This is a genomic window from Legionella yabuuchiae (assembly GCF_900640115.1).
GTDB lineage: Bacteria > Pseudomonadota > Gammaproteobacteria > Legionellales > Legionellaceae > Legionella_A > Legionella_A yabuuchiae.
The window spans coordinates 13401-38088 of record NZ_CAAAIW010000002.1 but is presented as its reverse complement, the minus strand read 5'-3'; the positions used below and the strand labels follow the sequence as shown (position 1 = coordinate 38088).

Sequence of the window (24688 nt, the reverse complement as noted above, 5' to 3'; positions counted from 1 at the left end):
CAGGACTTACTATTGGGAGTTACATCATGATTGCCGAACCCTATTCGGCCTCGCTTGTAAGCCGATTTGCAGTTCCTAAGAAGCATCGTGTTCCTCAAGGTTATTATCGTTCAAAATTATTTATTGCTTCTTCAGCAACTAACCCCATTATAGCTGCAGCAGGACCTATTTTCTCTTTGCTTGAGCGGCTTTGTGTCACTCAAACCTTACCCCCTATCGAAGAGATTCGCATGAATATTGAACATGAGGTTCAATCATTTCACAGCTGTCTTCTAGGTCAAGAATACTCCAATGAATTAATCATTATTGCTCAATACCTTTTGTGTGCAACGATTGATGAATTGCTCGGAAAAAATTACCTACGGATGTATGGCTCCCCTGCGGAGTTTAAAGCGTTTACCCCATCTGATTTGGATGACGAAGGACCACAGAAACGGTTCTTTAAAATCACGGTTTACCTAAAAGATCATGCTAGCCAATATTTGGACTTGTTAGAACTTGCTTACTATTGCTTAATTGCTGGATTTGAGGGTGAGTATCATTTAAAACCCGATGGTAGACAGGCCTTGGATAATTTAATTGAAGAAATATACCAAGCGATTCAAATACACCGTGTTCATAAACCCTTACATTTATTTAAAGAACAAAGTCAATCCAGCACCACCTCTTCACACCGAAAATCCATCCTTACCACCGGGATCTTAGCGGTTGGTGTTTTGATTACGGTTTATTTATTTAGCAATATTCTTCTGGAACATAAAGCAAAAAATGTAATTAAAGGACATACTTTATTGGCTAGTTTGGAACATTAATGGATCAATCATTACTCGCATTATGTAATGCTCTGAAAAAACTTTTTGCGCAATTAAAGCCGCAATTACAACCACAGAGCCGGGGAGTTTCGTTTACGTTGGTGACTGGGAAAATGTCGCAAGGAAAATCAACCCTTCTGCGCCAGAGTAATCTCGAGCACATCAGCGTGGACTCATACATTTCATCAGAGATTTATTATAATCAAAACGGAGTTATGGTTGAACTGGATGAAAACTGGCTTAACCAGAGCAAGCACTTGTTACAGAACACCTTAAAGCAATTAAACCGTTGTCATCGTCAGTTTAAAATAAACGGGATTCTTCTTTGTGTTGATATTAACGAGCTCTTTAATAACTCTCCCGATCATCTTGCTGAAGTTAGCCATCGCCATGCCCAACTCCTTCGAAGGTTTGAGTCTAGTTTAGATTACTCTGTTAGTTTAGCTGTTTTATTTACCAAACTAGATAACTTGGCGGGTTTTTGTGAGTTTTATCAAAACGAACATAGCAATGAGTTGGCCAAACCTCTCGGATTTTCGTTGTTTAAGCCTACCGGTCAAAGTCCACTTTTAAATCAGTTTCGTGAGCAATTTGATGATTTAATTGAACGAGTAAATCAACAAGTCATTTCAAAAGTACACCCAGTACGTTCAAGCCTAAAGCGCACCCTAATTCGGGAGTTTCCCTTACAATTAAGCAGTATGAAACTCCCTATCCAACGATTTCTACAAGCGATTTCACTGCAATCCTTCCAAGTTAAAGCAATTTATTTAACCAGTGCCGAACAAGGTGGTTTAAGCCAAGATCGCCTAAACAATAAAATAAAACATGAATATTCGCTAACGGTACAAGATCAGCATCATCAATCAGTCAATTATCGCCCCTACTTTGTGGATGGTGCGTTGTTGGCTTTTCAAAACCAAACCAAACAAATGATTGCGGTTCATTATTCCTCAACCTGGTCAAAGGGCATACTTCTTGGAACAACCGCACTTACTCTCTTATGGGTTGGGTACAATCACATCACCTCCTCCAATGTACTGGACGAGGTCAGTAAAGAACTCTTGATGTTTGAAGCTATGGCTCGCGAACCTGAGAATCACTCCCCTGCAGTGTTTCATCTCGCCAATGCTTCCAATGCCCTGGATCATATTTCTGTGAATACTTTCTCTCTTCCTACGGTACAATTTTTAAAAACGAAACTAAAAGAAAACACACAGCAACGAATACTAGCAAATTTTCTTCCAGCTTTATTAAATGAAATAGAAATGGAGATGTTGAATCCTCAGGGTTCTAATGCCAACCGTTATCAAGCGTTAAAAATTTACATCATGCTTTCTGATCCAAACAAATATTTATTTACGGAGGTAAGAAGCTGGTTCAAACGTAAATGGAGTAGCATGCCACGCGAACAACGCAATAAAAAGATGGCTTTACTTCAACAAGTATTGCGTGAGCCAATGCAACCCATCATGATCAACCCGCAACTCGTTAGCGATACGCGAAATTATCTAAACGCTTTACCTCCGAGTTATTTATTTTATTCATTAGCTAAAGAGCATTTTTCACAACAAATGAGCCCGATTGTTTTTGAAGGATTTCAAGTATCTAGTAATGAATTGCCTTTTTACCTCACGAAACTGGGCTTTGCAGAAACCATTCAGCAGCTACCTAATATTATTCAAACCTTACAACAGGAACGTTGGGTGCTAAGTCGAAGCGACATCACCGCATTGGGCAATACCATTCAACAAGCTTACTGCTATGAATACATCACTTGGTGGCAGAATTTTATTAATCACACGCAGCCATTACATTTTCAAGACTATCAACAAGCCCATCAACTAACCAAAATATTGCAGCAAACCAACTCGCTACCTCAACTTATTACATTTATACAACAACAAACAAGTCCAGACTATGGGGATAATTCAAGCTTATTTAATCAAGAGATTGCAAGCCAATTTACCCAGCTGAATTTATTAGGACAGACCGCATTAAATGAATTGTCGTCTAATCTAAGTGAACTAGAAACGTTCCTCAATACCCTATCCCTAATTAATGATCAAGGTAAAACGGCATTTACGCTATCTAGAGCACGATTTAGTGGAGATACCTTAGCGAACCCTTTAAGCGCTCTCTTTAATCGTGCAAACCATCTGCCAGAACCCGTCTCGAACTGGGCAAACCAAATAGCAGGAGAATTATGGTATTTGTTAATTCGAGATAGCAGAAATTACATCAATCAACAATGGCAATCAACCGTATTCAGTTATTATAAAAATCAAATTGAAGCCAGATTTCCATTTGATCCCACGCAAGAAAATGAAGTTAATTTAAGTGATTTTGAGCGTTTTTTTGCCACCCATGGTTTGCTAAATCAGTTTATTGATGCTTACGTTAAACCATTTTTAGACACTTCCAGTGCCCAGTGGCAACCGAAAGAATTAAATAATTATGTTCTTCCCATTCCCTCAGAAACGCTTGATGAATTAATGCGAACGAATGTAATTACAAATATGTTCTTTCCTTCACAAGGCGAGCAATGTCAAATCGAATTCAGTTTACAAAAAATTGGTCTTGATCCGGTAGTAGCTGACTTACAACTTAGTATTGGAAACTTGCGGTTAAGAGATAATCAAAATACAGACTCCTTCGCGCGTTTTTACTGGCCTCTAAATAATGCCACCTTAGCGCTCAACACCATTGAAGGAGAGCATTATGAGCTAGATGAAGTAGGAATTTGGGGATTTTTCAGGATGCTGCAAAAAGTCAACGTCTTGGTCGACGAGCAAGATAGTTCTAGATTACAAATACTATTTGAACTTAACGGAAATTCGGGTCGATACGTTTTAAAAACCAATAATCAAATTAATCCCTTTATCCCTGGAATTTTGAATGGATTCAAGTTACCAGAGTTTATTGCTTAGCATCGTGAAATACTAGCCACTAAAAGAAAGCAGCCTGCAATTTCGCCTTAGATACCCTTGATCGTTCAAAAGCTGTTTTTTAGGCGCCTTTATGTTATGTCGCGCCGCATTTTAAAAAACGAGTAATGGCTCATTCGCTTGCGACTTTTTTAAAATGCGAGAGGGCGAATAGGAAAAAGCATAAAACACGAATCTTGAACGATCACGGAGGCAGGGGAGTAATGGAACTCACATTCCGCAGTAAACTTGGTAATTCTCACAATTTGTTTTTAGCCAACAAAATTTGATCATTTATTGACTATCAAATAGCGCACAACTAGGCAACGGATGAGTCCATATACGTTGCCTAGTTATACCCATGAACGTTTTGTCTTTTAAGCAATAAATAATTAAGTTACTGCGGAATGTGGGATGGAACGACCCAAGCCCCGTATACGGGCAAGGATCTGCCGATATTGCTTACAATCGAGCAAGTACTTTGCCTTGGGACTCTCAACGTTGGATGTCCATAGAAGTTGCCACCCAATTATGAGTGAACTTTAGCAGGTAAGCTCTTACTGCCAGGATCTTTAGCATAAGCAGCTAAAATATCTTCTACCAGCTCTTCTACCACGCTCATTTGACCCTCTTCCTCAATAAAACCGCCTTCTTCTTTCAACGCATCCAGTCGTACAGAAAGTTCCTTAGTAACAGTACCGCTAGGAAAAAGTGTTGCTAGGAAGCGACGTGTTTCAGATGGTCCAATATGACGGTAAAGTTGATTTCGTACGGCAGCATCTTCAGCAGTGGTACTAAATGCCCACAATTCAATAGGGCCAAGAGTAAGCGTTAATAATTGAACATTCACACCTAGTTTCGTAGCAAACTGTGCAAGAAATGTAGCTCCGCCTTGTCGTGGACCGTGAACCCGTGTTCGTAAAGCTGTTTTCGCAGTTTCGGAGAGTCCAAAAATCCGAGTGGTCTTTTCAATCGCTTGTGAGGGTCCCGCATCCATAATATAAATTGATGTTGCAAAATCAATCATTACAGGGTCAAAGTCCTCAACCGACTGAGACAGCAATGAGATCTGAACTTTCCACTTACGACCTTCACGCATGTCAATAATGACTTGATCACGCACAGCAGCGGATTTTGACGTTCGATGAAACTCATCATAAACAATTCGTTTTGGATCTTCGCGAATTTCGGCAACGCGATCTTTATGATAAGTACGGTATTGTTCTGGAATGTTGGTTAAACTTTCTTCAGTTAAATAATAATGACGTGCCAATACGTAGCGAGCGAGCATATACATCACGGCTGTTTGGCGATCCGCTGCATCCCCTCCGCTCTTAGCGACTTCATCTAAATCTAGAGATACGACTCTAGCATCTCCAATATCAAACGCGGTGATCCGTGATAGAATTGGGTATTCACGTACAGCGCCAGATATCATACGCGAAAAAGAACTGATTAAAGACTCTCCGGTTGGCGCTGTAACTTTTCCATATAAATCTTCAATCGAAGGTGTTCTACAGATGGACGCTGCATCGGCAAGAAGTGGCATGGCATACCGTTGGGCAAGCATTGCTTCATGAACAAATCCAGCGGAATACAACGCATCTGTGACTTCCCACCAAGTTGTCTTAGAATCGCGTACAAAGCCTATTTCTTCCAAAATACTGTCTATAAATTCTTCAACCCCGTGAGCATAGGGCGTTGGATTAAATTCATCAGAGAAACTCTTATAAAGCTCGTCTACGACCATCCCATTCAGGTCCGCCATACCATCATAAGCCCGTTCAGCACCTAAAGGAGTGGTCAACAAGGTTAAAAAGTTCACTAAAAACGAACGCTCTAGGGCGGTCGGAAAACGACATCCAAGTTGCGTATCAAAAGGGTTTATAGAATACTCAGGAGACATTCTTAAGCGATGATAGGCAACATAGTGTCGTTTTGCAGAAGGCAATGCTTCTCTCAATAATGAAATTAACCCGCTACTGGAAGGGCCAATATCAATAATGGCAATTCTTGGCAAGCGCGTAATTCCACCAGATAAGCACAATGCTAAGTTTTGAGCATTCGATAAGACCGATTTACCAGAACCAGGTCGCGCATACACTAAATCAATCCAGGTGGTTTGCTGGTTGGAACCAGGTTGATACGGCCAAGGCTTGCCATCTGGTGACCGATACATTAATGCACCGGTCTGCCAGGGGGATGCAGGTCGAGTGATAGGAAGCATTGCTACCACATCCGATAAAGGCGCAACCGAAGGAACGGCAGGATTTTGCAACGTAGTGGCTAGCATGCTTGCGGCAAATCCCGCAAAAGGATCCCCACATATCTCGGAAACGTCGGTCGAACCCCAGCCCTCTACCGCTTTTACTAACTCAGAACTACGACGACGCAATAGCGGGATATTTCCTTCTGGAGCCCAAGTGGATACCACCACGCGTAAGCGAATAAGCGCTTCATCCGTATTGATCTGCAGATATTTTAATAAGTTTACAGAATCACTGATTAATCGATTTTGGGCCGATGAAAAACTTAAAATAGCAGCGAGAAGTCCCTTTAATTTGACAGTTTCTAATCCTTCGCTTTCTAGGAGAAAAGAAATGCGCCATGGAACATGGGTCGGTAAAATTCTGGAAAAGAGTGTTAAAAAAGGTCTGATATCTTTCGGAAATAAATCAATGTAAACACAGGAAAAGAGCTTATCCCCAACTTGAACGGTTCTGCGATCTATGATTTCCGCATCACGGGGTATAACTTGTTTGGCGAGGGAAGGCCATAATAAATCAGAAGGATCCCCTTCAAAATTATTGAGCTCACGCACACGAATCATATCCCCAGGAAGCGTAGCTTGCCAATCGTGTGAGGTGAATTCAGGGTCAGCGGTCATGCGAATGGCGCGAACGGCCTCATGAACATCCATTAATGAAACCATAATATTCAGGGAGTCTAAATCGTTCATTACGGCGCGTACATAAGCACTATGAGTATCTCGAAGTTCTGGTATTGCTGCGTATATGGTCTGTGTGTTTTTGAATGAAGGTGCTTTTTTCTCCTGGATCATTTTGAGCTTCGCTTTATTTGCAGCTTTTAATTGATCTTTTGGGAGATTAAACGGCCGAGTATATAATACAAAATAAGTGCGCTCCTCTGCACAGTACTGTGCTAAATAATTAACCCGTTCATTAAAAAGATCATCAAGATTTAACTCTAGGCGCTTAGCGGTTGCTTCTGCCGGGGCATAGATATCTTTAATCACTTTTTTGATATTTTGCTTATCGTGGCTAAAATACACTTGTAGCGCATGCCCGGGTCGCCCCATCGCTGTTTGCAGAGCGTTGGTCAATCCTTCAACTAAGCGCTCAAATTCATCCGCGCCAACCAAGGCAGTGATACCCTCGACCTGAAGAATTGAAAGCAATGAACCATCATGATTTACTAATACGGTAGGACTATCTGCTGTTTCCAATTCGCAATAAGATTCAGTCGTTTGTTTTAGAGACGTGCTTAGCCAGGCAAAGAAGGTATCCACGCCCTCAAAAAAAGAATCCGCCCATTTCCCCATGCCTAAATCCTCTTTAAATTTTTACCTCTCAATAACCCCTAGTATTGCATATTTACTTCTTGGGTTGGAGCAACTTTATTTTTCTGAAATTTCTTCTAGAGCACTTGCTGCCCAATGTTCAATTTGTTTACGAAATTTTGCCCTTGATGGCAATAAACAAATGTTCTTAAAAATTTTCGATGAAGTATCATCATCATAATGACCTGAGTCAATCATTAAATGTCCTATAATAGCAGGATCACTTGTTCCTTCTCCAAATTTTTCTTCCACCATTTGAGAACGAAACTTTAGACTACGATACAGCGTTTGCGCGGTATTTTTATATCCTGTGTCATTGGTAATGGCGCAAAACAACACATGACAAAAACTATTGAGTTCCTCCTGAGTTAGCTCTGGAAGATAAATTAATGTACCTCCGCCATATCCACCCACTCCGACAGATTCAATAAAGAAGCATTGTGAACAAAAACAACATGCAGTGGCCATATTGGATAAGCGATTATTGGCATAATTTCCATCAAGGTTAATTACTTCTTGGTACATTCTTGCTTGAAAACCACAAAATTGACAAGTATAGCGATCACGTTGCAACACTTTTTGCTCATAGGACTTGAATCGCGGATCTGCTTTTCTAGCTGAATAGAGTCGCCAGGAGCCGGGACTTGCGGTTAGTTTTAATTCTTGCTTACCAGTCATTCAATCAGCTCACCGATGAATATCTATTTATTGAGTGTTTGGGAACATTCCCGTTGTTAACATAAAAAACCCCAGAACACACGATTCTGGGGAAGATACTCCATATTATTTAAACACAGTACCACCAGGGCCTGCTGTTGTTGCTCCCTGACCAAACATGGTACCTCCTGCAACACCTAGAATCGTTGGTAAGAATAACAAGGCTGCGGCAATAAATACTAAAGCAATTGGAGTGCCAATTGGAATTTGAGTCGGATTATCTTTATGTTGTTTAAACTTCATAATCGCACCGATTGAAAATCCTAAGCCTGCCAAATAAGAACTCGCAGTAATTAATTTAGCTAGGTTTTCAAATGATTTTAAAATCTGCGAAGCCATAGCACCAACGGTTGTAGCTGCAGCCATGGCATCACCTGATGCGATCAATAAACCAATAGGTACCAAGCATAAAATACCAAATTTAAACATGCTTGAAGAATTGATCTTAAACTTCACTTTCTACCCCCTAAAATAAAATCGTCACAATAACGATTTTTAACACATACAAACAACTATTATTATCTTAAGTATAACAAATTATGGCATTATTTTTTATGCCAACATTATAGATAATTCCCTCAATGAGGTCATTCTTAAGAGAATATCATTCCGGTTGGGCCAGCAACCGTTCCACCGCCAAACATGGTACCGCCGGCAACTTTTAATAATGTGGGAAGGAATAATAATGCACCAGCTATGCATACTAGAGCAATAGGTGTGCCAATAGGTATCTGCGTTGGATTATCTTTATGTTGTTTAAATTTCATTATAGCACCAATTGCAAACCCTAGGCCGGCAAGGTAAGAAGTTCCCGTGATTAATTTGGCTATATCACTGAATGAATCACTAATTTGTTTAGCCATCGCTCCTACGGAAGTTGCAGCCGCGAGAACCTGTTCCGTAAAAAATACTAAGGCGATACACAAAATAAAATGATAAACTCCCCACTGTAACAATTTCCCTTGCATACCTTTAATCATTGCCACTCTCCCTTGTTTAGTAATCATTAATTATAAAACCTTAACCATACAATGTATTATTAATAATTTGAATTGTTCCTACAATATTCATCGCAAGAATCCCACCAAAAACATGCATTAACCCTTTGCCCGTTCCTCCAGGAGGTTGACCTTGAGCAGCGGAACGGGCGACCAAGACCCACCCACGAATAAACGCTATCAAACCGATGGTCTGAATCAGCATCGATAATGGTCGTCCAACCGCACTATTGGGACCAAATAAAGCATCTAATGTGTTATTACTACTATTAACTGGCGCATAAGCTAACACGTTCGTATAACCAAATGCTGTATTTAGAAGCATTTGAAATGCTGTAGGTATAAACAAAAAGATCCCAGCAACAAATATATACATGACTGGTTCTTTAATGCTTGTATGGCTAGACATCATTGTTCGTGCTTCACCATAAACTTTAAGGGTGTAAATCGCTTTAAAGGCGAAGCTAAGCCCAATTAAATAAGCAGCACCTGTTAGTAAACGATCAACTGGCTCTAAGTTTTTGGCAATATTTGTTAAAATATCGACTTGGCCTGAAATCCAGCTGGCTATATTCATATCAGCCATTGCTACCTCAACTGTCGTCTTGACTGAACCTAATTATTTGACCAGAACTGGTCATGACCCTTCCTTGATGTGGATCAATCAGTTTTACTAAACCATATCCAGGTATAGTCGAACCTTCTCTAACAGTAAGTGTAGTCCCATTTGTACAAATTAACCACGCCCTACCTGGGATCAATGCTTGGACATAACATTTAGGAGTAGGCTTTACAACACGCCTTACCACCTTACGAACTGGTTTAGGTTTTGTACGTAGTCGTTGAATATCTTGCGATTGCTCTTCAATCTTTTCATTCAGGGTAGAAATTAGCTGATTGAGTTGAGCAATCTGTGATGCCATTTGGTTCACACTCGAGCTCACTCCTGTCATTTGATTGCTAATGGAATTCACATCTGAACGCAGTGTTTGCTGGCTAACCTCCATTGCCGATAATTTTTGATTTACCTCGACTGAATCATCTGTAGGTGGAGCTGCAGCGATTGGTTGAACGACAGCAGGTTGTGGAGGCGTTGGCGCTTGCTTTATGACTTGAGCTGGCTTTTGCGGGGGCTTTACTGTCTCTTTTTTTCCAGCAAAAAATGAATCCAAGAACTTGTAAATAACCATCGCAAGAATAATCAAAGCGATGGCTATAAGGGCATTACGTTTTACATTTCTGGGAGCGGCCACTCCTGTACGGCCTTGAGCACCCATAGGCGACGTATAAATATCCTCTTCTTCAACTGACTTAGGACTTCCAGTATCTAAGTCGCTGAACTGATACTCATCATCATATTGATCATTATCTGCCATGTTTTACCTGCTCATTCAATTAGATTGATGTAACATCCTGTGTAAACAAGACTCCAATGCCTGTGCCAGCACAGATGCTGACCGTGGTTGGGCGATTAAATTGCTGTTGTGCAACCTGGCCCCAGGTTTTGCCAAGAGTGGCCAAACCAATAACCGCGTTTTCCAGAATTGAACGTCCAATTCCGCTTTGAATCGTCGTCGTTTGCACCCCGCCCGTACCCCCAATTTGAATCGTTGTATTTGCAGACTGAAACGCATTCCCAAACCCCTCTAAGAAAGTCGAGGCAAATAATGCACCATAACGCTGTAAGTAATGATGGTTTGTATAGGTGGACAACGCCGTACGAGCCGTATTTGGGTCAATAGCATAAGCGCTAATGCCGGTAGTATGGGGAGCGCCAGGTACGGACATGGTATTAAAATTAATAACCATCTTATCGGCATTATTAGGCAAGGTGAAACTTCCAATAAGCTTTGTGCCCTTTAATTTACCTGAAACAATTGTCGCCAAAATTGGACTGGGTTCATCACTGTTAATCGAAGTATCTAGAACAGCAAACATAACATCACCCGTTTTAATTACGGCGTGTTGAGCATGTCCATGTGAAGCGCCAGGTGCCGTTGGTACTGACGGAATAGCGGCTGTTCCTGGTCCTGCCGCGCCGCCTGGCGCTGGAGAAGGTGGTGGACTTCCCTCAACAAAGACTTGAGTAGAAACTGATTTCCATGATTGTAGTGCTTCATTTGCAGCACTAATCATAAGCGATTGACGCTCCTGCAACTTCTGCTGATACCGTTGATCCGCCATTTGGCTTTGCTGCCTTTGCAGCAATTGTTGCAACTGCTGCTGATTTGCGGTGGCTTGTGCAGCAGTTGCGGTGCCTCCCACAGTAGGGATCCCTGAAACCTGTGAAATCTCAGGAGATGGTGTTTGAATATCGGGTAATCCTGCTACATCCGTTGGTGCAGGAGTAACCCCTGCGTCCCGTAACTGCTGATCGCTAAACCCAGCATTTTTTAGCTGCGATGCAGTAAAGCCAGCATTTTTTAATTCTTTTGCAGAATAACCGGCTGCCTTAAGGTCAGCTGCACTAAAGCCCGCATCTTTAAGCTGGTCCGCTGTAAATCCAGCATCCTTTAGTTGGGCAGGGCTAAAGCCCGCAGCTTTGAGGTCAGCGGCACTGAATCCTGCATCTTTTAACTGCGCGGCACTAAATCCTGCGTCCTTAAGATCTTGAGCTGAAAAGCCTGCGTCTTTTAATTCTTTGGCAGAAAATCCAGCGTTTTTCAATTCTGCTGCGGTAAATCCTGCGTCCTTTAATTCCGCAGCAGTATATCCTGCAGCTTTTAATTGTGCTGCTGTATAACCTGCTTCCTTCATCGCTTTTGCACTGCATCCTAAGGTTTGTTTAATCGTGGCCGCAGAAACCCCCATTGCTCTCGCAGCTTTTAATGAAGCCACACTGCAATCTGAGGCTCTACCTGCAGCAATTGCACCCGCCGGGTTTAATCCAGCTTGATTCAATTGTTGCGGAGTAAACCCTGCATCCAGTAGTTGCTGGGGAGTGAACCCAGCGTTCGCAAGATCTTTGGCTGAATAACCAGCAGCTTTTAATGCTGCGGCGCTACAACCGTTCAATTTTTCAATGCGTGCGGCGGAGACTCCTTTATCATAAAGTTCTTTTAATTTTGTGGGATCACATCCAGCATTGCGAATCGCTTGATCCGTCACTCCGTCCGCGGCGTTAACTTGATCCGGAGTGAATCCAGCCTCAAGTGACTGCCTTGGAGTAAAGCCCGCATCAGCCAATTGCTTAGCATCAAAACCAGCAGCCTTCAATGCTTGGGCACTACAACCATTAAGATCTCGAATACGTTTTGCTGAAACCCCTTGGGCACGCAATACTTTTAGCTTGGCCGGATCGCAACCGGCGGCTTCTATAGCATCATTACTGACTGCAGGTTGAGCCTCTTCCGCAGCAGCTACCTCAGCAGGAGTGAAACCAGCATCAAGCAACTGTTGCGGGGTAAATCCAGCTTGAGCCAATTGCTTAGCATTAAAGCCAGCCGCTTTTAAGGCAGCAGCGCTACAACCATTTAATTCTTTTATCCTCTGGGCTGAAACTCCAGCTTCCATCAATTGATGAAGTTTCGTAGGATCGCATCCTGCGGCTCTAATTGTATCATCGTTAATTCCGGCAGCTTTAATTTGTTCAGGTGTAACCCCTGCATTCGCCAGATCTTGATCGGTAAATCCAGCCGCTTTTAATGCATCAGCGCTACAACCAGCATCTTTACGGATCAATTTGGCACTTACACCTGCTAAACGCTCTCGTTTTAATGCCTCTATATTACAACCTGCTGCTTTGACATCCTGAGCCGTCATCCCCGGTGGAAGTTCATTTTCAGCTTGATCAATTTGTCCTGGAGAATAACCTGCCTGTGCGAGTTGTTGCGGCGTATACCCAGCATCAAGTAAATCCCGAGCTGAATACCCTGCGGCTTTTAATTGATCCGGGGTAAATCCAGCGTTTTTTAAGTCGGCGGCTGAGAATCCTGCGTTTTTTAAATCAGCGGCGGTATATCCTGCAGCTTTTAACTGCGCCGCACTACAACCGCTTATCCGTCGAATTGCTGCTGCAGAAACACCGGCTTGGCGTAATTTGCTGAGCGCATCCGCACTACAGCCAGCTTTTCTGACATCGGCTGCAGTAATACCATTTGGTAAACCTTCTGCTTTTGATATTTCTTCTGGGGAAAATCCAGCCCCTTTTAATTCTCCGTCTGAAAAGCCTGCATCTTTTAATTGCTGGGCGGTGAAGCCAGCATTTTTTAATTCACACGCATCAAAATCGCAAGCTCTTAATCGACTTGCGCTGAATCCAGCATTTTTTAATTGGGTTGCATTAAAACCAGACGCTCGCAACTCTTTGCAGTTACAAACCTGTTGTAAGTCATTCAGAGCATAACCATTTTCTTTAAGCTGTACGCAAGTACAAGCCTCTTTCAAGTCGGTTAAAGAAGCGCCCTGATTGACTGCGTTTTCAACAGCGGATTTGCTACAGTTGGCATCTTTTAGCGACTGTAACCAAGCGCCCTTCTGTGGACCTGCGACATCTTCTAACGCCAGTGTTGAAAAACCGACACCACCCTCTCCTTGTTGTGGTCCTACTGCTTGTACTCCGGTTCCAAAGGCTTGCGTTCGAATAATTGTAGGGATTGCGCTACCACCAGTTTTTGCGGCAGTTTGAGCTTGCTCAACATTTTGTTGAGCCTGCAACGCAGCATATTGTGCGGTAGGATCAATAGATCCGGGTACAGATTGAATATCGGCAGCTCCGGGGGCGATAGCGGTCTTCCCAGGAATGCGACCAGGAGAGGTCGCGGTAGTAAACCGAATCACGCCCACCAGAACAGCAATAATGAGAACTATAGCCGTAAAAATTATAATGACTCGAGTTCGGGTATTTGTGAACAACGCCTTAAGATTTTCTTTTTTTCCTGCCATGTTGTTATAGCCCTTCTACCTTGAGTTGCATTACTTTTCCATGCCAAGAAACCAGAAGAACTGGCGACTTTTGCATTTCATAGGCATGCATTCCATCCGCGCTGGTCATGATTCCAATCCAACCGGGAGACAATATCGTTAAGTTGGTTCGTATATACATTTTTTCGTTTAAAAGCCAAGCTCTAGCATCTCCACCACTCACGGTCAAGCGAGTACTTCCAGGAGGAGGAACCCCATCGAGAACATGCAATAATACGTCATTCGCAGAGGGGGGTAATCCAATCTCAGCTGTAGGTGTTTTAGCGTTTGGACCATATCCCTGTACTCGTAAATCTACACGGTAATCCACCGCTTTTTGTCCAGGAATTAAAGTTAGCATTACCGGTGTATTTAATCCTCTTAACCGAACTGCTAAATTCCCATAGGTATATAATTTGGTGGACTGAATCATGAGGGTATTGCTCGTCTTATCCCACTGGATATTAAACGCAGTCGGATCGCCTAAATCATAAGCGCTGATTGGCCATGGAGCACCTGTTGAATCCAAAAAGACCAGTGACGATACAAACCCTTGTGCCAAGCGAATGACCGGCGGTGTTGAGCCGGGAGAAAGATTAACAATCTGCGAGGTTGCAGTAGGTTTAGGAGGAGTTCCTGCCGGAGACTCTTTAGCGTACTCTTGAGTATGATACATTTGCTTGAGACGTATGATTTCTTCTGGAGAGAGTGGGAACAGTTGCTGCGTCATGCCTTCATAAGCCAGTTTATCCAATGTTTCATTATCAGTAGGACTAACGGTTACGGGTGCAGCGATCGCATTCTTTTCTTCTTGAGCTGGCCCTTCAGGCTTTTTTTGAGCTGCATCTTGTTTTTGAGAGGCATCTGCATCTTTAGTACCTGGGTCGGCTGCCAACCTTTTTTGAAGCATTCGTAACTGTTCGAGCGCTTGTTGGGCGGATTCTCCCTGCTGAGCAAAAACCATCGCACCAATCCCTAAACATGCAAGAACTAATGTGAAACGAATTAGAATTGATGGTTTCATGCTCATCCACCCACCTCACCGCTAGCTGGCCCAACAACAAATTGAGAAATACCAATCCCTCTGGGTGAATTTAAAGTGGAAACGCGTGTGATAAGCATCGTCACCACATTGTTTTGCTGCGTAAATTCACTAGCACTTTGATAGGTGACTAAAATCGGCATTTGAACACGCCAAGAATAGCGATCGTTTAATACCCCTTTTTGAAGAATAATTGGAGCCCGGGTTGCAACGGCTGACACAATCAATTTTTTAGCTTTGACCGCTTCCAAGTTGTTCGAATCTTGAAGTGCATTCAAAAACTGCGTCCAGCCATTAGCAGTAAAGAATCCAGACGCTGCTTGCAACTCACTGCGATAGTTCACAAAGTTATATGAGAAAGCAGCAATGGCAGCTTGGTTAGCCCATTGCAGTACAGCAGAGTCAGACTGATTGGGTTCATTTAACGGAAATAAAGGTGTAATTCGGCCATTAATGCTGGTAGCGAAGTATTTGGGTGCCGGAGGGTGCGTAATGATATAAAACAGAATGGAGCCAAACACTACATTCGCAAGCATTGAAATTAATAAAATAAAAATAACTTTTCTTTGCCCGTCACGATAGAAGGCATTTCTCATTGAAACAGCTGTTAAAGCATCCTCAGCCATAATATCCTCGTTATTGCGGTATGACCTTTGAGTCATTGGTGTCATTTTCAGGATCGCTAGCCAGTAGCGCATCAGATGTATAATTCGGTTCATCCAATGGCGTAAGCTCTACAGGCGGTGCAATACCATTTGTTGCATAAAAATTGCGCTCGGGTTGGTGAAAATAAGTGTAGTAAATTCCTGTGCCTAATAAAACATTGAGTGCAGAAGAAAAAAATAACGCTGTACCCGCATTACGATACGTGATCACATAAAAACGTTTTGATCGTTTTATTGCATCCCATGTTCCGCGACTCATTTCATCTCCATATTAGGCAACTTCATCCCGAAAGGTAATCTCAATCCTTGAATTAATAGACTGATCTCCTTTCATTGCAAGCGCAAGAATAGGTTTATCACTGCCAAGCCCATGTGTAAAGATAAAACGACTATCGATATTCTGCGACCAAAGGTAATCAGCTATTGCATGAGATCGCGCTGTTGTGAGCGCTAGATCCCTTTGGGGTGAAACGCATTTTCCAGTGAAGGCATTTACATTCACAGCCACTTTACGAAATTGCTTCAAGTAACAAGCCACATCGTTTAGTAACCCATAGGATTCCCAATGAACTCTTGGTGAGTTATTTGCAAAAACGGCGGCAGCTGGAATACTTATTAAATAATTCTGCCCAATTGTAATTACCTTAACCCCTTGATTTTCTAAGCGCTTTTTCATCATTAATCGATGAGGATCCGAGGCTCCGGCTACTTTATAGGGAACGGCTGGAGGAGTATTATCCCCTTTTTTATAATGTCCGCAACCTATTACTAGGAATGACAAAAAGGAGACCGCTATCCAGTTTGAGCAGTTAACAAAAGTGATTTGCAATCGACTCAAGGTAATCCCCATAACAATTGATAAATAATCTTACAAACCCCTATTAACGATTAAAACTACCAATAAAAATTTTCAAATTAGCACAACTAGCCCAAGCTTTTATTCAGAGTTAGATTTTCCCTGCTTTTAAACTAGAAAACCTATAATTGGGGTTCTTATGAAATAAAAACATACAAATCATCTTGTTACAAGCAGTACTTTAAAATTTTCCCCATTGGTGTCGAAAATTCTGCCATACCTGCATAGATGTAAACATACTAAGAGCGTAGTTAGGATTCGCGTTAAGAATTAGTCCATGCCATTTCGCTAAGTATCGCGTTTAAGTTTCGCTGTTTTTAGACTGCTCCCACGCCTTGGCAAGACTTTCAGATAATGATTTCACGATATCGGCTAATTCATTTGCTGTAATAGTATCTCGTTCTTCAGATGGATAATTAGTTGCAGCTTGAAAATCTTTGATTAATTCATTGGCGATACTACCGGCTAACTTATCTTTTTCACCACTTAACCGTTCGATATTCATCATATAATCGCGAGTAACATTGATGTTTAATAAAGGCATAGAAAAACGTTCCACATCAGAGACTAACAGTTTCGGCGCATGTTCCGGCTGCTGTAACTTAGTAAAGATCGTCAGGACTCCTGGAGTTTCTTCTTCAAGAATTTCTTCCACAGCTTCGGGTTCGTTATGCCCATGAAATGCCAACAGTGCTGAGACTCCACGTTCGATTGGCTCTTCAATAGAAGATTCTCGTAACGTTTTGCTAATTAGTGCGATTTCTTCCGTATAGGCTTCCTTGTTAATTGAAATATCGCCAGATTCAAGGATTTTATGAAAACCAGTCAGCTGCTTATGAAGTTTTTGGAGATAGTCATCTGGTGGTTCTTCTACTTTTACAAATTGATTAATTTTAAGATGCTTAACAGGTTTGGGGTTAGCATAAAACATGCGTGCGCGTACAATTTTAGATTTAAAGAAAATATGCGCTTCTCCTTCAGATTGCTCTTTCAAATCTAACAAATCAATGCGAGCCCGCTTTTCAAAAGATGAGCTTTTCGTATCCATATAGCTGTTGGCTATGCTGGTTTCTTTAGTCTGGAATGAATCGACTTTAGTAACATACGCCTCACCGGCTGTTTTAGTAAAAAAGTCCCAAGTTTCAACAGGATCTTCCAATTTCATACAAATTTTAATATTAGTGTTAGCTCCAATTGAAGCGGCTTCTTCTTTTGAGGCTTTTTGAAACGCTGGAAGATCTTGCCCAGCAAATATTGCTGAAAACCCTAAAGAACGAGCCTGGGCAGGTACCACAGCAAAGCCTTGGACGGCATAATAACCATATTCATCAAGTACGCAGATATATGGGGTGGGAGCATTGGTGGGTTTTCGTTCAATAACATCGCGATAATCGCCTTCAACTTCTTCACCAAGGCCCGCTGCCATCATTGCTTTTAAAGAAGAAACAATAATTTTTCCTAAGTTCGCCAATTCATCAGGAGATTTTTCTAAAGCAGGTAACAACACCACTAAAATCCGACGGTTTAAGACAACATCTTTGAAATCAACTTCAGCAAGGTTTGTTCGCACAATGTGACCGTAAGTATCAGCGAGCGAGGAAAAAGCACGAACAAGCTGCATGGTGATAAATCCATGTTGCTCTAAAACCTGAGATACTTGTTTGCCTTTCTTCTCCTTATTATATCCTGGCAAAGTGGTTAAGTAATTTCGTAAGGGATCAGTAACCACCTTAGGAATAGATTCAATGTTAACGCTTTCTTGATCGTCACGTGGAAATATTTTATCAATTACAATTGTTTCAAGACGCTGTAAATCAAAGTAGTTTCGAATGGTATCGGCATCTAAGAGGATTGCTCCTTCATCGCGCATGTAGACTAATAAGCGCATCAGCGCTTCTACGAATGCGATTGCACGACCTTTCCACATATCGCCATCGGAAGACTGACTAGCGCCTCCCATTAAACTCACCACGAGCTGAGTAAGCATACTGGATGAGCCTTGACAGAAAGGATTTAAGGTATTGGATAATCGGCGTTCCTGAGGACCAATAATATCTCGGGCACCGGTCATAAAATTGACTAAAAGAAGATCATCCTCACGTCCCATGCTTCTAACCATCGAAAATATTTTGGCATAAAGCGAGTTATCCCCTTTCCCATCTACATAAATGAAGCCGCTCCCTTGCACAAGCGCATTAAAAGCAATTGATACCAGGGTTTCGGTTTTACCACTTCCGGTTGACCCAAATATAAGTGCGTGAGTACGCATATCATCGTTGGTAAACCAAAGCTCTTCGTTGGTTTTAGTGTCATTACCAAAAAATGCGATTCCGCGTGAGACATTGGGTGTTTTTATGCCAGGCTTTAAATCGTTATAATCTTTAACATGAGCGGTTTTTGGTAAACGAAATGGCAATGTCTGCTTACGTGTGTAGGTATACAAAAAAGCCAAAACACCAAACGCCAGCAAGAATATCGCGACTTCAGAGAAGTAGTATAAAATAGCCGCCAGTGAAATTAGGACAATCGATACATTAGAGGGATCACTGAAAAAGTCGCTAATTCGCTGCCCAATTGTTCGGGTATCCCGCAATAGCTGGGTGGGATCGATTTCGTGACGAGAATCTATGCCGCGCATCATGGCTCTAACTCCTGCATCTCTTTGGGCGTTAATTTCACTTCTTTGATCGCAATCTCCAGCGCTTTAATCGCCTCATCGATCATCGGGACTAACGATCGGCGCCCCATGGCCTTTTCTGCTTTCCAATGCGCAAAAGGCCCAGCAACCTCGACATAGGGCGTTTGTCGGCCTATGCAATTCAGCATGTACCATAATCGACGGTCAACAGGCTTTAACCACAAAAACTCTGAACTAGGGACAACTCCATCGTCACGAGCATTTTGTATAAGAGAGGCCATTACTGTTAAAAGATAGGCATGGCGTGCCGTAATGTGTTGTGCTGCTTCCGAGTTTTGATATTTTCTAAGAACACTATTAGCAATATTATAATCTGGTTTGCCTTGTGCGTATGATTTGTTAATGGAATCCAAAATCATAGTTGCTGAATCACGATCGCGATTAATTCTCGCTAAAAATACTGCTGCTAAAGCTCGCACATGTGGAGGGCATCGTTCAAACCCATCCCAATATGGACCAAGTTGCATTGTAAACACCCGTTTAGCATCCGCTTTTCGCAAGCCAGCAGTCATCTCCTGACCAGGTATAGGCTTATCTAGAAGAATATCGTCCTTTTTTAATAGTTGGTTTTTTCTTGCAAACTCCATGGGGGATAAAGCCATTGCCCAAGGGCCGGCGTTAATATCAACGTCAACAAGATTTTCTTTTACAACAGGCATAATAGCAGGCCAATTGTATTGCTCCTGCTTTCTTAGCATGTTCATGTTATAGGTTTTTCGAAATTTCAAGGTTACATTGGAAGTATAAAGTACATAAGCCAATATCGCTAAGATCACAATGATTGGGTAGCGAACATAATTTCCTACATTACGCGCCAGCTCAACCATTTGTCCCCATTCAACCGATTTTGGATCAAGCGTTTGCATTAAATAAATCTCATTGGCTAAGGTTTGTGAGCCAACAAAAAAATTCACTAATCGAGCCTGAAGGATATTTAAATGAAATACAAAAGAAACAATATATTGGTGCCCAACTTGCCAGACTACAAAAGCCGTCAAGATAATTAACACCATGATCCAAACTGGAGCCATGGAGTTATCGCCACTGGATTGTTGTTGCGCTTGTTGTGCCATCGATTACTGAAATAAGAATGGTTTAGTTAAGTATATACCCAAGATACTTCAAAATGCGACTTTTATGCGGATACTTTTTCCGCATAAAAGTCGCATTTTGAAGTATCTTGGGTATAGCCCCCCAAAGATGTTTTGCTATATTTCAGCAGGGACAACCACTCGATTTGAGTGTCCTAAGTAGGTAAGGTTAGGCAGAGAAATAACGGACAGGGAATCAAACCACTCAGGAAGATTCGTTAGAGTTAATCTTCACTAAACGGCCACCGAGATATTTGTATATCCCAGAAACATGGACAAAACGATTAATATTTTCAACTTTAATCGCCTTATCTTTTAAAGATAAAAGAGGTTTACCTAGCCTATCTGTTGGAACTTTATCAGGATGAACCGGCAAGATATCGTCTTTATTAATATAGATAGAGACATACGCTTCATTATTTTGATTTTCTTTAGTTCGAATCACTTCTTTAACGTCTTGTTCATTCACATAAATTGGGCGAGATATAATTTGCCGAGGTAAATTAGCGAGTATATGTGTCCATGATTGGATGTTGCTCCCTGTAGAAGAATAAAGTGCGATGAAAATTTCTCTTTGTCCGCTTCTTAAAGCAATGCGATTTGCCAAATTTGAGGCAATCTTGTCTTCTTGATTAGAAAAACGACTTTGATCGGCAAATTTATCTCTTAATTCCCGTAAGTTTTTACCAATGACCCGCAAAAAGCTAGACTCTTCCCAAGGGCCTTCTTTGATAGCGTTGTCTAAAGCTTCTAAAATTGCTTTGGATTGGTCTTCTGTAATTTCATCTTTCATAAAAATTTAATTCATTACCCCCACCATTTAGGCTGTAAGTCTTCTCCATTGAATAAAAGCAATGAGTCTAATACTAACTGCTACCATTACTATGATATTAGACTCCGTGTGAGGTTTTCTCGAGTGTGAGGAATAATAGCATTTTTTTTTAGCTAGAACATTATGAATATAATGTTATTATGGCATTGGCATTTTTTGCCACCCCAAGGGTAATCTTAATTAAATATTCATCGATGTGGTTGATTTAGGAGAGGGTTTTTCCAATACCTCTTCCAGACGAGAAACTAGGGTTTCCAATACATCTACAGCCTTGTTAGTGGCTTCAGATGGACGAACATCAATCATCCTCTCAACGCTATCAAGATTACGCTTTATAGGTTCTATGATTCCATCTTTTACATCTCGATGCGTAGTAATGGTAGGTCCTCCTGTTTCAGAATTTCCTTGTGCAAAATATCCAAACTGTCGAAGTACGGAGGCCATGATTAACTCCTAAAACATACATGCTTGTAGAATAACAGATTTTACCTTAAAGAAACCTTAAGAAGGTTCATTTTAAATAACGATTCTACTTCCATGTAACACATTAGCCGGGAAAATTACTAATCATACATTAACTCATCTAACGGTGTATAATCCCGACTTGGCCCTCCTTGGATCAACTCATTTACTACATCCGTCATACATAATAAACGTAACACATTTGGTGTTACCTCATCAAATATTACACGCGTACCGAGTAAAGCATTTTCCGCATCATCAAACGTCAGGCCCAATCCATACCCTAAACATAAAGAACAAAGCTGATCAGCACGTCTAGCAATTGCTGGTAATAAACCTGTGGATGAAAATACTTCTTCAAAACTAACAAAACGATCATTTAAATAAAACTTTGCATTCATGCTCGCCGCAATCAGCGCCATACTTTTACTGATATCGGTTTTCATTCATTGCCACCATGGCTGAGCTGATTTAACGGGACCTGCAAAAAAAGTCCTTAACCAACGCAAAAATACAGGGACCGTAAATCCATAGTGTTCAATAATGCCAAAAAATATGGCGGACACAATGACTAGAACCCCAGTCCAAATACGTATATGCATTAAAAATAAAAAAATTGGAAATGCCGCTCGAGCATCTACAATAAAAAAACGCGCACTACGGGCAGAATCGCGCCAATGAGCTGACGGGGAAAATCCAGCCATGTTAATTTAATTCCTAAGAATTGCCTTACTTAAAGTATATCGTTCCATAATCACAATGCAAGTGTTACAACTCACCAGGGCTGTCCCATCAAAATGACGTCTTTGCGAACGAAGTGAAGCAATCCAGGACGATGTGCATTAAAAGCATCGAACTGGATTGCTTCGCCATGGCTCGCAACAACGCGTTTTGAGTTAGAAAGGGTCAACTATGCTTATAAGTGCACATAAATTTATGGTGGGACAGCCGTGTACAACTCACCAAGAGGTTGCTTCATTAAAATAGTTTTTAATGCACATTAAAAGTACCCGCGAGGAAGGGGCGTTATTTTCCTGCACAAATAACTTATCGTGGCTGGTTCTCTTTCTCTGGTTTTTTGCCGAGGCAAGCCGTTAAAATTGCCGTCATGGCTAAAGACTCAGGCTCATATTTAGGAGGCGTTTCTTTTTCAGGGTGTGGGGATTGGGCCTCAAGTAACTCGTCTTTTGAAGATTGATTACAATGCAGGTCGTTTCCTGGTTCTTTTTTCGAGCCAAGTAAATCTTGCATACGATTGTATGATGTCACCGTAGCGTTTTTCATACAACACCCAGTTAAATAAGCTTATTAAAAATTATAACTAAAAAATATTAAGATTTTATTAAGCCAAATCTTTGTGAATCTTTTTTTCATAATTTGAACCAGCTCACGTTTTCTATACTGAATCTGTTATTCTGAATTGTCTCTATGTTCATTAAAATAGTAATCTCTGTCCATTATATACACGCACAAGGGCGCGGGCACGCATTAATTCAGTGGTGTTTTGTTCGGTACGAAGACCTTTGTTTATTAACACTTGCTTCCATAAATCTCCTGTAATAAAGTACAACCCTATGATTTTTAACACTACCTGTCTATGAAAAGTTTTTGCATCGCGTTCGCGATAGCAGGCTTGGCATTTGGTGCAACGCTTTTTCCGCACCAAGTCCCGATAATTATCAACTGGATAAATAACTTAGGTTATATAGCCCCTGTTTTTTTTCTTTTTTTATATTGTGTTGCCACTTTATTTTTTTTGCCAACGATGGTGGTGACTTTAGCTGGTGGAGCGTTGTTCGGGCCTGCATTAGGGACCATATTCAATGTGATTGGAGCGACCATAGGTGCTGCTATGGCGTTTGCCATAAGTCGTTACTGGCTCAGTGACTGGGTACATTCAAAACAAAACAAGCATGTAAACCAACTTATTCAGGGAGTAGAGCGGCGAGGATGGCAATTTGTGGCGTTTCTAAGACTCGTACCCATAGTTCCATTTAATTTAGTGAACTACGGATTAGGACTAACTCGAATAAAATTTAGTCACTATGTCTTAAGCACTTTTATTTTCCTTATTCCACTCGAAATCATCTCGACTTATTTTGGATACGCAGGCATAGATTTTCTGGCAAAATCCGGCGTCTTATACAAACGAATTTTTTTGGGCCTTATCATTATCTTAGCCCTGGCTTACCTTCTCTTTTACCATTGTAAACAAAAACGCTCCAAGCGCTAGAAGTGCTCTGAATCGGCTGATATAAGCGCCTGGAGTTCGAGCATCATGGGGTTCCTTATATTAAACGATTGTCCATCAAATCGTTGGATGGGCATTAGTAAAACTAATGCGTTTGTCACAAATAAAGCTTCGGCGTTTTGAAGCAACGAGCGAGAAAGCAAGCCCTCAACGTATTTTATGTTGCATATTGTGGCTATTTGAATAAGTCTGGCTCTGATGATACCAGCCAGTAAACCACAGTTAAGCGAAGGCGTGTATAAGACGTCATTGTGTATGGCAAAAATATTTGCGACCGTGGTTTCTGTGGCAAAACCTTCGGTATTAAAAAACAATACATCCTCTGCGCCGCTTGTTTTAGCTAAACGCTGGGCCTGGATAGCCTCTAAATAATTAATCGATTTGTAGTGATAGATAGGATTTTTGGAGTCTCTTACCCAAGGAGCAGAGATGAGAGTAATCGCGTTGGACTGCTGGGGCAACGTAAATGCATTAAACCATAAGTTTGAATCCAATGCCTTGGCACTTAATCCGCGCTCAGCCCCACCGCTTGTTAAGATAACTTTCACCCCACCCTGTTCTAAATTGGCGTCGGTAATACAAGCTTGAAGTTCTTTTTTCCATTCATTTTGGGAAAGTTCAAAAGGAATGTTAAGGAACTCGGCTGCTTGACGCATCCTCTGCCAGTGCAAAAAGGAATAACGAGGTTGCTTTCTTTCAATTCTTATGGTTTCAAATATCCCCTCCCCTAACATTAAGCGGTGGGCTGAGAATTTGGAATGTTTTATAATGATGGGATTGGGCATAAATAAATTTAACGCTTATCAGAAGTACGCTATATAGCGTACTTCTGAACACCGCGAATTGATTACCGTC

Annotated in this window: 21 protein-coding genes and 1 pseudogene; 3 read left to right on the top strand and 19 right to left on the bottom strand. The window is 41.5% G+C overall.

The window, feature by feature from the left end:
- The first annotated feature begins 26 nt into the window (after window positions 1-26).
- Together icmH and icmF are read left to right on the top strand one after the other, a co-directional pair.
- Complete coding sequence (gene icmH / locus E1O47_RS00945; RefSeq protein WP_133129401.1) at window positions 27-812, top strand: type IVB secretion system protein IcmH/DotU; 786 nt, start codon at window positions 27-29, stop codon at window positions 810-812.
- On the top strand, window positions 812-3742 hold the full coding sequence (icmF, locus tag E1O47_RS00940) for a type IVB secretion system protein IcmF (protein ID WP_133129400.1): 2931 nt from the start codon (window positions 812-814) through the stop codon (window positions 3740-3742). Before icmH ends, icmF begins: the two co-directional genes overlap by 1 nt.
- Before the next feature lie 526 nt (window positions 3743-4268).
- Here the strand turns inward: icmF and E1O47_RS00935 are convergent.
- The 18 genes and pseudogenes from E1O47_RS00935 to E1O47_RS00850 form a co-directional block, all read right to left on the bottom strand.
- Window positions 4269-7301, bottom strand: coding sequence for a type IV secretion protein IcmB (locus E1O47_RS00935; RefSeq protein ID WP_133129399.1), 3033 nt, complete (start codon window positions 7299-7301; stop codon window positions 4269-4271).
- A gap of 75 nt (window positions 7302-7376) precedes the next feature.
- Window positions 7377-7997: a type IVB secretion system protein IcmJDotN gene (gene icmJ, locus E1O47_RS00930; protein WP_133129398.1), complete on the bottom strand. Its 621-nt coding sequence runs from the start codon at window positions 7995-7997 to the stop codon at window positions 7377-7379.
- Between the two features lie 105 nt (window positions 7998-8102).
- On the bottom strand, window positions 8103-8465 hold the full coding sequence (locus tag E1O47_RS00925; RefSeq protein WP_423202747.1) for a type IV secretion protein IcmD: 363 nt from the start codon (window positions 8463-8465) through the stop codon (window positions 8103-8105).
- A 164-nt stretch (window positions 8466-8629) separates the two neighbouring features.
- Window positions 8630-9016: a type IV secretion protein IcmD gene (locus tag E1O47_RS00920; protein ID WP_423202743.1), complete on the bottom strand. Its 387-nt coding sequence runs from the start codon at window positions 9014-9016 to the stop codon at window positions 8630-8632.
- 40 nt (window positions 9017-9056) lie between these two features.
- Window positions 9057-9620, bottom strand: a complete 564-nt coding sequence (locus E1O47_RS00915) for a type IV secretion protein IcmC (RefSeq protein WP_133129397.1) — start codon at window positions 9618-9620, stop codon at window positions 9057-9059.
- A 7-nt stretch (window positions 9621-9627) separates the two neighbouring features.
- Window positions 9628-10410 carry a type IVB secretion system protein IcmG/DotF gene (icmG, locus tag E1O47_RS00910; RefSeq protein WP_133129396.1) on the bottom strand — a complete coding sequence of 261 codons (783 nt, stop codon included), beginning with the start codon at window positions 10408-10410 and terminating at the stop codon, window positions 9628-9630.
- A 19-nt stretch (window positions 10411-10429) separates the two neighbouring features.
- On the bottom strand, window positions 10430-13918 hold the full coding sequence (gene dotG / locus E1O47_RS00905) for a type IVB secretion system protein DotG/IcmE (RefSeq protein ID WP_133129395.1): 3489 nt from the start codon (window positions 13916-13918) through the stop codon (window positions 10430-10432).
- Window positions 13919-13922: 4 nt separating this feature from the next.
- A pseudogene (locus tag E1O47_RS00900) lies at window positions 13923-14738 on the bottom strand (DotH/IcmK family type IV secretion protein); the annotation flags it as partial.
- A 224-nt stretch (window positions 14739-14962) separates the two neighbouring features.
- A complete protein-coding gene (locus tag E1O47_RS00895) occupies window positions 14963-15604 on the bottom strand; it encodes a type IVB secretion system apparatus protein IcmL/DotI (protein WP_133129393.1) in 642 nt (213 codons plus the stop codon).
- Window positions 15605-15614: 10 nt separating this feature from the next.
- Entirely contained in the window at window positions 15615-15902 is a 288-nt protein-coding gene (icmM, locus tag E1O47_RS00890; RefSeq protein ID WP_133129392.1) for a type IVB secretion system protein IcmM/DotJ, read from the bottom strand.
- A 12-nt stretch (window positions 15903-15914) separates the two neighbouring features.
- The gene (gene icmN / locus E1O47_RS00885) at window positions 15915-16481 is read right to left on the bottom strand and encodes a type IVB secretion system protein IcmN/DotK (RefSeq protein WP_242601949.1); all 567 of its coding nucleotides are present in this window, start codon (window positions 16479-16481) and stop codon (window positions 15915-15917) included.
- Window positions 16482-16800: 319 nt separating this feature from the next.
- The gene (locus tag E1O47_RS00880) at window positions 16801-19140 is read right to left on the bottom strand and encodes a TraM recognition domain-containing protein (protein WP_133129390.1); all 2340 of its coding nucleotides are present in this window, start codon (window positions 19138-19140) and stop codon (window positions 16801-16803) included.
- Window positions 19137-20270, bottom strand: coding sequence for a type IVB secretion system coupling complex protein DotM/IcmP (gene icmP / locus E1O47_RS00875; RefSeq protein ID WP_133129389.1), 1134 nt, complete (start codon window positions 20268-20270; stop codon window positions 19137-19139). The genes E1O47_RS00880 and icmP overlap by 4 nt, the downstream gene beginning before the upstream one ends.
- 223 nt (window positions 20271-20493) lie before the next feature.
- On the bottom strand, window positions 20494-21081 hold the full coding sequence (gene icmQ, locus E1O47_RS00870; protein WP_133129388.1) for a Dot/Icm secretion system protein IcmQ: 588 nt from the start codon (window positions 21079-21081) through the stop codon (window positions 20494-20496).
- Between the two features lie 219 nt (window positions 21082-21300).
- Window positions 21301-21564: a hypothetical protein gene (locus tag E1O47_RS00865; protein WP_133129387.1), complete on the bottom strand. Its 264-nt coding sequence runs from the start codon at window positions 21562-21564 to the stop codon at window positions 21301-21303.
- Between the two features lie 119 nt (window positions 21565-21683).
- The gene (locus E1O47_RS00860; protein ID WP_133129386.1) at window positions 21684-22028 is read right to left on the bottom strand and encodes a type IV secretion IcmS family protein; all 345 of its coding nucleotides are present in this window, start codon (window positions 22026-22028) and stop codon (window positions 21684-21686) included.
- A complete protein-coding gene (gene icmT, locus E1O47_RS00855) occupies window positions 22029-22286 on the bottom strand; it encodes an IcmT/TraK family protein (protein WP_133129385.1) in 258 nt (85 codons plus the stop codon). It lies immediately after the preceding gene.
- A 343-nt stretch (window positions 22287-22629) separates the two neighbouring features.
- Window positions 22630-22866: a hypothetical protein gene (locus E1O47_RS00850; protein ID WP_133129384.1), complete on the bottom strand. Its 237-nt coding sequence runs from the start codon at window positions 22864-22866 to the stop codon at window positions 22630-22632.
- Between the two features lie 313 nt (window positions 22867-23179).
- Here E1O47_RS00850 and E1O47_RS00845 point away from each other — a divergent pair, with 313 nt between their 5' ends.
- Complete coding sequence (locus E1O47_RS00845; protein ID WP_133129383.1) at window positions 23180-23815, top strand: TVP38/TMEM64 family protein; 636 nt, start codon at window positions 23180-23182, stop codon at window positions 23813-23815.
- On the opposite strand, the gene E1O47_RS00840 is transcribed toward E1O47_RS00845, so the two are convergent.
- A complete protein-coding gene (locus E1O47_RS00840; RefSeq protein ID WP_242601956.1) occupies window positions 23812-24567 on the bottom strand; it encodes an aminotransferase class IV in 756 nt (251 codons plus the stop codon). The genes E1O47_RS00845 and E1O47_RS00840 overlap by 4 nt on opposite strands.
- Window positions 24568-24688 lie beyond the last annotated feature (121 nt).